Below are 9,895 nucleotides of genomic sequence, written 5' to 3' on the forward strand. Positions count from 1 at the left end.
TTTCCATGATTTCACTCCAGATAAAGTGAGTGCCAGGGGGGTGTCCGGAGACGGGCTAGGCTCGCCTTCGAACGTCGGTGAGCATGGTGATCAGGGCATCGGATGGCGGCTTGAAGCGCCCGGGCTTGATGGCAGGTGCGCCGTGCGCCGCGAGAATCTGCAGCTTCTCCTCGGGATCGGCGCGCAAATAGGTCTCGGTGCTCTGGATGCTGGCATGGCCGAGCCACAATGCGACTTTGCGAATGTCCCCTGTCGCCGCGAGCGTGTGCATTGCGCAGGAATGGCGCAGCACGTGCGGTGTTACGCGCTTTCCAAGGATTGACGGCTGCTTCGTTGCCGCGGTCTTGACGTGCTCGGCCAAACGAAACGCAAATCCGTCGCGGGTCATGGGCTGCCCGTTGGCATTGAGGAATATCTCGGCAGCTTGCGCTTTGGGCCGTATCGCAAGCCACGCGCGCAATACGAACTGGGTCTCTTTCCAGAGCGGAAGGACCCGTTCACGCCGACCCTTGCCCATGATGTGCACGGTGGACAGGGAGCGGTCCGGGAAATCGCGCAGTTGTAGCGTTACGAGTTCCGACACCCTCAGCCCGCCAGCATAGGCCAGATGCAGCATTGCGCGATCGCGGGTGCCAAGGCGTGTCCGGGGATCCGGGGCATCGAGCAAAGCCTTGATCTCTGCCCGGTCGAGGTAGTCGATCAGCGCCTTGTCGGTCTTCTTGGTAGGGATCGATCTGACGCGAAGGGCCTGATCCAGGCAGGCCGGAATACGATACTCGATGTAGCGGAAGAAGGACCGGATCGCGGCGAGCCTGCCATTGCGGGTCCGAACACAGCTGCCGCGACCGTTCTCGACATGGTCAAGGAAGGCCATGATCATGTCGGTGCCGAGATCCTCGATCTCGAGATCGGTCGGCCGACGCTTCAGCCGATCGGCAGCGAACTCGACCAGGAGGACGAAGCAGTTGGCATAGGTCTTCACCGTGTGCGGACTGACAGCACGTTCGCGCGGCAGATGTTCACGCAGGTAGATCGAGAGATGCGGAGCGAGTGCCGTCATGCCGCTTCTCCCCGGTAAAGTTGCTCGCTGGCGGCAGCGATATCGCGCAGCAGCACCGGAGTGGCCTCGAGATACCAATAGGTGTTGGCGACCGACGCATGCCCCAGATAGACGCTGAGTGTCGCCATGTGGTGTGCGATGGCTTCCCTGTCGCGCGGGCACGACTCAAGCGAACGCACAGCGAAAGTGTGCCGCAGGTCGTGTAACCGCATCCCGGCCGTTCCGGTCGGTCCGCGGTATCCGAGCTGCCGGGCCAGCCTGACGAACACCACGTGGGCGCGCACCTTGTGTGGTGCTCTCCCCCGAATGGTCACGAACAGGTCATTGCCCGTGGCGCCAAGCCTTGCCCGGGTGGCGAGATATGCTTCGAGCGCCTGACGGGTCGATGGCTGCAGGGTAATCAGCCGCTGCTTGCCGAACTTGCCGTTGCGGACGATCAGGCCATCCTCGACCAGATCGTTGCATTGCAGAGCGAGGGCCTCGGAAATCCGGAGACCTGTCGCCGCCAGCAGGCCGAACAAATAATGGTACGTGTATGGGCTGATCGTGTCTTGGGACGCAACGTCCAACGCCGCGGTCATGATCGCCCGGACCTGTTCCGGTTCGATGATGGTCGGGGTCGGGCGTGGCCGCTTGCCCCGGCCGAAGACACCGGCAGGCGGAACCTCGTGAACTGGATCATCGGCTTGGATAAAGCGGCTGAAGTTGCGAACGGTGTCGAACCTACGGCGGGCCACATTTTGCGAACTCGCCGTGTGGCACCAGTCGTAGACCCGCTGGACTTGGATGTGTCGGTCGCCGAATCCTCCGGCGTAGGCGGCGTACAGGTGCAGCAAGCGTTCCTGTTCGGAGAACTTCCGTCCCAAGCTGCGATGGAGCGTGACGTATCTGGAAATGTGCATGTTCAGCATGACTGTTCTCCCGGCCAGGGCTGCGCGATCTTCATGAGCATCGGCAGATCGACCTTGGCGTAGATGGCAGTGGTCTCGGGCGAGCTGTGACGCAGGATGGTCCCGACGGACTCCAGGCCTGCGCCCGCTCGCAGCAGGTTGGTGGCAAGCGAATGCCGGAATATGTGCGACCCGGTCGGCACCCCATCGATCCCACCGCGGTCGCGCGTACGGGCGACGATGCCGGCGATCTCGGCGGACGAGCGGAATGGCCGGAACGGCGCTTGTGCGCGCAGGAACAGATGCTCTTCGACGGCCTTCGGGCGGGCTGCCGCAAGATATGCCAGGATCGCGTCGCCAACATCCTGCGGCAACGGCAGGCGGTCCGGCCGGCGCGTCTTGCCCTTGACCGTCAGGTGGCCGGATCGCCAGTCGATATCCTCAAGGCGCATGTCCTGAATATCACCAGCGCGCAGCCCAAGTCTGGCGAGCAAGAGGATGATGGCCTTGTCCCGGACCTCCACCGGACGATCTGTTGGACAGGCCGCAATGATCCTCTCGATCGTTGCCGGGTCAACGTGGCGCGGCAGCTTCGAAAGGCGGTAGCGCTGCACAGATGGAACTGCATGCAACAATGCCGGCCGGCACTCGCCACGCACGACCAGAAACCGGATGTAGCTCCTCATTATCGTGACGAGCAGCGATACCGAGCCCGGCGTCTCCTTGCTTCGTCGCTGGAATGCGCTCCTGAGTCCGGCGGCATCCCATAGCGAAGGCTCGCCAAGCATTGGCATCAGCCGTCTAATATCGGTCCGGTAGCGCCGGATCGTCTCGTCCGTGGCGCCGCGGTGTTGCTTGAGCCATGCCAGGTAAGCCGACATGTGCGGGTTATCGTCCGCCACCGGTTCAACCAATGGGATGGCGCCCCGGCCTCGCAGGAACTCGACGAAGTGCCGTGCGCATCGCCCCCGCCGCTTGGTGCCTGTTGCGACCAACTGGCCCCGCTTGCGCCAGACCGGGCATCGGCAATCATGCGCGGCGTACTCGTCGATGATCGTGTCGTCGATATCGATCCATTGGCGTCGCGTAACACGAAGCCAGGCCACGACATGCTCTGCCTCGGATCGATAGGACTGCGCCGGGCCCTCGGCGAGTTGCAGGCGATCGATCGCATCGGAATAGTCAGCGAGGTGCCGTGGCAGATCGTCGATCCCGTCGTCGACTTCGACGTAGCCTTGATCTTCCAGGAACCGGACGAAGCGCCTGACCCTTGCTGCTTGGTCAGCCTTGTAGTGCGCTTGCTGCGCCGAATACCGGTGGCACCGGCACCGATGCTTCTCGAACCGCCGGACAGCCTGATCGTCAATCGTGCGGATCGCGGTCCTATGCCGCTCCAGCCAATGCAGGAAATGGCGGACCGCCGCGCCATACAGAACCGCACAGCCTGACTTCTCGTCGAGGGACAGAGAGGAGAGGAATGCGGTGAGAAGAGCGCCGTGACTGGGCGGGTCTTCGACCCTGAGCGGGGCAGTCCGAAACGGCAGTGATGATCGTGTTCGCATGTTGGCTCCTTCGACTTGCTGAGGTCGACGGAACCGTAGTTATCTGGAGTGAAATCATGGAAAACCGAAGGAAACCTGCGCCTCCCGCCGCCACGCTCGACATAAACTGCGACTGCAAAGAATATGTGTAATGTTGAGCTCAACATTACACATACTCGCGCGGGGAGAGATCGATGTCGAGGTCGGCGCGCTCGTCGGGCGACAGTTCGCCCAGGCGGCGGTCGAGGATCGCCTCGGCGGTGCTGACCAGCTGCAGCACGACCGACTGATCGGCCGCCAGATGCTGTTCGATCGCCGCGATGACGGTCGGGAGCTTCGCTGACAGGAGGAGCGCCCCGAAGAACCGCTGCTTGCAGCTTTCGAACCGCGAGCGCGCCGCGGCCTTCGCGCCCGAGTTGAGCGTCTTGCCCTCGTTGCCGTCGACGACGCCGGTGAGTTCGAGCGCCTTTTCAAGGCCGCGATGGATGATCGCCCAGGCATCGGCATAGGTGTCGTACACCGCGATCTGTTCAGGCGTCAGCTCGTGGCGGAGGATGTCATATTCGACCCCGGCGAAGCTCAGCGCGCGCGCGGTGTAGAGGCCGGTCGCCTTGAGATCGCGCGCGACCAGTTCCATCGCCGCGATCCCGCCCTGCCGGATCTGGGTGATGAACGCCTCGCGGTTGGCGAAGGCGGTCTCCGGCCCCCACAGGCCGAGCCGCACGGCATAGGCGAGGTTGTTCACCTCCGACGCGCCGGTCGCCGAGGCGTAGAGCACGCGGGCGTCGGGCAGGTGGTTCTGCAGGAGAACGCCGGCGATGCCCTGCTGCGAGCCCTTCTTGGTGCCCATCGACCCTTCGCCACCCGCGACGCCGCCCATCTCATGCGCCTCGTCGAACGCGATGACGCCGTCGAAGTCGGCACCGGCCCAGGCGATGATTTGATCGAGCCGGGTGGCGTCGCCGCGGTTGGAGCGCAGCGTCGGATAGGTCACGAACAGGACGCCCTCGTCCATCGTGACGGGCTCGTCGATCTTCCAGCGCGAGAGCGGCTGCACATCGGCCGCGAGACCGCCGAGCGCGGTCCAGTCGCGGATCGCGTCGGTATGGAGCGCCTCGTTCTTGCTGATCCAGATGTTCTTGCGACGACCCGCCAGCCAGTTGTCGAGGATGACGGCCGCGACCTGCCGCCCCTTCCCTGCCCCGGTGCCGTCGCCCAGGAAATAGCCCTTGCGGTACGCGCGTCCGTCGTCGGAGAGCACCAGCCCCACGCCCTCCTTGTCTGGCTTGCTCAGGCCCGGGATATACTGGGTCCAGGCATGGCCGGCGTAAACGACGGTCTCGAGCTGCGAGGAGGACAGGAGGCGTTCGGTGACGGTGCGTTCGGGCAGCGACGGAACATGGACGGGGATCGGCGCGGGGATCGAGCCCATCGCGATCGATTCCACCAGCGCGGTCGGATGCTCGCCGGCAGCGTCGAACACGATACGGCTCGGCCGATAGGGCAGATAGACGCCGGACTGCTCGGCGAGTGGCGCCGGCGTCTCGAGTACCTGGTAGCCGACCGGGAGAACCTCGTTCCTGGCGAGAGCGCGGAAGATGCGCGGGGTGGCAGCGGGCTTCGATCTCACGCTGCGCAGGAGGGACAGCCCCCCGCCCCGCTTGACCGGCGCCGGAGTGGCGGCCTCCGGGATCAGATCCTGCCGGGGCGGGATGACCAGCGCCTCGACCAGGTCGCTTACGGCGCCGCGCTGGAGCGTGACCGTCGTGGTATCACCCACCGTCTTGTCGATGACATAGAGTCGCACCGCGACTCCGGTGCCGTGCTTGCCATAGGCATGGGTCAGCCGGATCGAGGTGCGCAGCGCGACGCTCGCCAGCGTCGTCGACCAGATCGTGCCCATGCGCGCGGAGTTGAAGAACCAGTCGGGCATGATCGCGACGACGCGCCCGCCAGGCCGCACACGCTTGATCGCCGCCTGCAGGTGGCGGACCGCAGCGAGCGCGTCGGCACCGCGGCCGAGCGAGCGCGAGAAGGGCGGGTTCATCAGGATGAGGCTGGGGCGCTCCGCGGATGCCATGACGCTGGCGATCTGCGCGCCGTCGTGGCCGGTAACGCTGGCTTTCGGGAAGGTGGCCGACAGCCGCTCGCGGCGCGCGGGATCGATCTCGTTGAGCTGGAGCGCCGCGATCGGCGGGAGGCCCGCTACCAGGAGACCGTTGCCGGCGCTCGGTTCGAGTACGATGTCATCCGCGCGTGCGTTCGCGAGCATGACCGTGATCGTGGCGAGATCGAGCGGGGTCGAGAATTGCTGCCAGTCGATCTGCTCCTCGCTGCGCACGGTCTGGGTAGGAAGGCGCGCCATAAGCCCGATCGCGGCGTCGACCGCCGGCGTGGTGCCTGCTGCGCATACCGCCAGCGCGGTCGCATGCTCCAGCACCTCGAAGCTCTCGCGCTGGGTCCAGCGACCATCGGCGTCGGTGCCGCCATAGGCGCGGATCATCGCGTCGTTGAGCATCGCTCGGGTGATCTTCGCGTCGCCGGCGATCGCGGGGAGCAGCAGGCGGGCGGCAGCGGTGGCATGGTCGGCGCGCGCGGGCGCAGGGTCGAACAGGTCGGTCATGGGGGTCTCCGGGTCTGTGGCTGCTCGTGCAGCTCACGACCCCGACCCCCCTTCCCTCTCAGAGCCTGATTCATAATTATCCGATGAAATTTCATAGTCTTGCGATGCGACGCGCGAATAGCTGGATGGAAGCTATGAACAGCCACGCAGTTGCCGATGCGATGGTCTGTTCAAAGTCCTTGGCGAGCCGACGGTTGCGGTTCAGCCAAGCCAGTGTTCGCTCGACGACCCAGCGGCGCGGAAGAACCACGAAGCCTTTTGCAACATCGGATCGCTTGACGATCTCGACAGTCCATTTGCCGGTACGCCGGAGGGCTTCCCTGAGCTTGTCGCCAGCATAGCCGCCATCGGCAAAGACATGGCGCAGCCATGGAAAGCGGTGGATGATTTCACGCAGGACCAGCGGCGCGCCGTCGCGGTCCTGAATGTCGGCGGTATGGATCACCGCATGAACCAAATGGCCCTCGGTGTCGGTGAGGATGTGGCGCTTGCGCCCCTTGATTTTTTTGCCCGCGTCAAAGCCGCGAGGGCCGCCACTTTCCGTTGTTTTCACGCTCTGACTATCGATCACGCCAGCACTGGGCGAAGCCTCGCGGCCTGTCGCTTCACGCGCCATCAACAGCAGGGTATGATTGAGCGAGAGCCACAGTTTGTTATCGCGCCACAGGTAAAACCAGCGCCGAACCGTCGAGACCGGCGGAAAGCAGGGCGGCAGCATTCGCCACGGCAGCCCCCCACGCAGCAGATACAGGATCGCCTCGACGATCCGTCGCAGCGGCCATTTGCGCGGACGGCCTACGTGGGAGGGTGGCGGCAAGAAAGGTTCGAGCACCGACCATTCGGCATCGGTCAAATCGCTTGGCAAAGTCAGTCCCGCGCGGGCATATTGCGCCCGAGTGGTATCGGTCCACATCGTTGATCTCCGGAAGTTTGTTGCAAAACCCCTGAATCAACGACTGCGGCAAGCGTCAAGCTAACCCGCTGATACCACTCAACTTAATTTCGGATCGGGCTCTCAGGCTCCGGGTTTCACGACGTCGGCCCAGTCGCCATAACGTGAGGGTGGCGGCATCCGCTTCAGCGTCAGCCCGCGCGGCCGATAGGCGGCCCACGCCTTGCGTCGTGCGCGTCGGCCCTCGAAGTCATTGTCCTCGGCGAAGATCAGCGTGGTGACGCTATCGGGGATGTGGACACGGTCGAGCCGCGCCGCGCCGAGCGTCGCCCAGCACGGGATGCCGTGGATCTGGGTGAAGGCGGCCGAGGTCTCGAACCCCTCACCAAGCGCCAATGTGTCGGTGACGCGCATGCCCTGCCAGGTCGCACCTCCCGGCGTGCCGAGCGTCGCCTTGTCGAGATAGCCGCCATGCGCGAGGTCGAGGAAGATGCGCTGAATCGAGCGCAGCGTGCGCCCCTCCCGCGCCGCGATCAGCAGCGCCGGGAGGAACCGGGTATGCGGTTTCGGTCCCCACGGACAGCGCGGGTGGTAGCTCAGGTCGTCGAAGGCGCCGGTGATGCCGCGAAAGCGGAGATAGGCTTCCGCGGGCGTTCCGGCGATCGGCAACCCCTCGTTCCACAGCCGTTCGATGTTGGCGGGTCTGCCGGTGCGCTGTTCAGCGGGTGGGTCGTAGGTGCGTCCGGGTCTGATGCGCGCGATCTCGCGGAGCACGTCCTCGGCGGTGCAGCCGGCGAAGCAGTGAACGAGGATGCCGTCATGGCCCTGCCGGATCGAGAGGCTGGGATCGCTGTCGGCGTGGGCCGGGCAACGGCACATGGCGTTGTAGCCGTGCCAGGTGCCGCCGAGGGCGCCGACGATGTCCACGATGGTCTGGGTGGGTTTCAGCGCAACGAGGGGCATGACCGATCCTTTCTCGCTGCCTCTGACCCCCTTCTCTCCCTTCCTAGGTGACTCAGTAGCTGCTGGCTAGCAGCTAGCGGAAGATCCCCGTGTTAGCAGTTAGACCTCCGCTATCTAGCGTTGAGATGGCTGGTATCTAGCGGCTAGCTACCTTTGAGCTAGCAGTTTCTCATAAGCGTCGAGTGCCTTCTCGAGCACTTCTGTAAGAAGCAGACCCTCACGTTGAGCTATTTCGCGGATTCGATTGTCCCATTCGGGTGTGACCCTAGTCGCAAATTGTTGAGTGCGGTTAGTCTTGCGCGAACTGCGGGCATCAATGCGGGTTGCGGTTATCAGCGGTGCAGCCGGAGGGGCGGGGGCTACTTCGGGTGCATCCAAATTCTGGCTCGCCTCACTGATTGGTGGGGGTGAACCCAAACGAGTAGCCTTCTTTAGCTTCGAGATATCGGCCATCATTCACCCCGCTACTTTGTCGATTAGGGATTGGATCAGAGTATCAGCACGCTGGTTAAGGCCGGAGAATTTGGTTTCGGTAATTGACAGGCCTTGGTTCTGCGCTTGCCGGTATGCTGGTCGTTCCACGATCGAACCGTCGAGGACATTATACCCCGCTTCGGTCAAATACGCCCGCGCGTCATTTTCTTCAGCCGAAGTTCCAATGCGGTTGAGCGCAAAAACGAGCCGTCCAGTCGGGATACCCTCCTTAACAAGGGCATGGTATTCGCGGACGGCAGGCCTGAGATCGTCCAAGGATGCGCCGGTGGGTTGAACCACGAGTGACGATGACCGTGCAATTTCAAGTGTAGCTTTGCTGGTCCGAGCGGGGCCGTCGATGATAAGCAGATCGAAGCCGTCTGCAGCGGCCAGGGCCTGAGACGCGGTTTTGAATGCCTCAACCGACACAATCGGCTCGATGGAGATGCCAAGGCGTGCTCGGTGCCAATCGACCGAAGTGCCCTGTTGAGTATCGAGATCGGCGATTTTAACCCGCAGTTCGCCTGCCGCCGCCTCGCGAGCAAGGGCTCTTGCCAAGGTGCTTTTTCCTACACCGCCTTTTTGTGAGACGAATGCTACGACAGCAGCCATGACCGATCCTGTAATAGTTCGAACGACTGGATAGCTAGCCGCTCTCTAGCAGTTTGGCAACCGCTACCTATGTGATAGCTAGCTGATACCCAACCAGCAGATATCTGTGAGCTAGCTGCTACCCACGGGGGTTTGCCTGACCTAGTCTGGATCAAGCACTGGGAGATAGTGGAATTTTTTTCCACGTTGTGCGGTTGATCGAAACATGATGTTCAATGATCGATGAACACGCGATCGAACTCGAGCTTATGCGTAGTGGGTAGTGTTATGGCACTGCTATGGGCGCAAACATCGGCAGCTAAGCAGGCCGAGGTAATGACATTTGATGGGCAGGCAGTTGAAGCCGTCATCGATGTGGGCCCGAGAATGCGGGGTATGCCAACAGACGGAACGCCGCCAGTACCAAGCATGGAAGCCGTTTTAGGCAATGACTTCAGATCATTCGGCAGCCCCGTAATGGAACCCCAAGAGGAGGCAATAAGCACGTCGCATATATCGGTGCCCCTTTGGATGCAGACTGGCCAGGTTTCGGGGGGAGCTGGCCGGGCAGCGATGTCCGATATCGCAAGTTATCTCTACACCCCACAGGCTTGCTCAATCACACCCTACCGTCCACGCGGCGATTTTCCAGGCTGGCTCGAAGCTCGGCGGGCTCAATATTACCCCTTGATCCAGGCCGTGGCGTGCGAAGCTGGTGTGCCAGTCGGGCTTTTCGATGCACTGGTGGCCCAGGAAAGCCGCTATGACCCATTGATCGTATCACCGAAGGGCGCCGTTGGCCTTACCGGCTCTGTTGCAAACATGGGGCACGGCCGCGCGGCGTCACCCAGTTGGGGGATT

8 protein-coding genes are annotated in these 9,895 nt (G+C 63.1%); 1 reads left to right on the top strand and 7 read right to left on the bottom strand.

Annotation, left to right across the window (positions count from 1 at the left end; all coding sequences use genetic code 11):
• Window positions 1-55 precede the first annotated feature (55 nt).
• The 7 genes from AX735_RS08325 to AX735_RS08355 all read right to left on the bottom strand — a co-directional run bounded on the left by AX735_RS08325 (window position 56) and on the right by AX735_RS08355 (window position 9,055).
• The gene (locus tag AX735_RS08325; protein WP_063142269.1) at window positions 56-1,060 is read right to left on the bottom strand and encodes a tyrosine-type recombinase/integrase; all 1,005 of its coding nucleotides are present in this window, start codon (window positions 1,058-1,060) and stop codon (window positions 56-58) included.
• Window positions 1,057-1,971 (bottom strand): tyrosine-type recombinase/integrase, encoded by a 915-nt coding sequence (locus tag AX735_RS08330; RefSeq protein ID WP_063142271.1) that lies wholly within the window; start codon window positions 1,969-1,971, stop codon window positions 1,057-1,059. Before AX735_RS08330 ends, AX735_RS08325 begins: the two co-directional genes overlap by 4 nt.
• Window positions 1,965-3,512 carry a tyrosine-type recombinase/integrase gene (locus tag AX735_RS08335; protein WP_063142273.1) on the bottom strand — a complete coding sequence of 516 codons (1,548 nt, stop codon included), beginning with the start codon at window positions 3,510-3,512 and terminating at the stop codon, window positions 1,965-1,967. Before AX735_RS08335 ends, AX735_RS08330 begins: the two co-directional genes overlap by 7 nt.
• Before the next feature lie 145 nt (window positions 3,513-3,657).
• On the bottom strand, window positions 3,658-6,114 hold the full coding sequence (locus AX735_RS08340) for a strawberry notch-like NTP hydrolase domain-containing protein (RefSeq protein WP_066278463.1): 2,457 nt from the start codon (window positions 6,112-6,114) through the stop codon (window positions 3,658-3,660).
• A gap of 91 nt (window positions 6,115-6,205) precedes the next feature.
• Window positions 6,206-7,027, bottom strand: a complete 822-nt coding sequence (locus AX735_RS08345; protein ID WP_043153120.1) for an IS5 family transposase — start codon at window positions 7,025-7,027, stop codon at window positions 6,206-6,208.
• 102 nt (window positions 7,028-7,129) lie between these two features.
• A complete protein-coding gene (locus AX735_RS08350; RefSeq protein WP_010408880.1) occupies window positions 7,130-7,969 on the bottom strand; it encodes a DUF7146 domain-containing protein in 840 nt (279 codons plus the stop codon).
• Window positions 7,970-8,425: 456 nt separating this feature from the next.
• Window positions 8,426-9,055 (bottom strand): ParA family protein, encoded by a 630-nt coding sequence (locus AX735_RS08355; protein ID WP_029623217.1) that lies wholly within the window; start codon window positions 9,053-9,055, stop codon window positions 8,426-8,428.
• Between the two features lie 552 nt (window positions 9,056-9,607).
• On the opposite strand from AX735_RS08355, the gene AX735_RS25725 reads away from it, so the two are divergent.
• Window positions 9,608-9,895 (top strand): transglycosylase SLT domain-containing protein (locus tag AX735_RS25725; RefSeq protein ID WP_202189533.1); only part of this gene is annotated, 288 nt, incomplete at its 3' end.

The sequence above is a fragment of the Blastomonas sp. CCH1-A6 genome (assembly GCF_001556365.1).
GTDB lineage: Bacteria > Pseudomonadota > Alphaproteobacteria > Sphingomonadales > Sphingomonadaceae > Blastomonas > Blastomonas ursincola.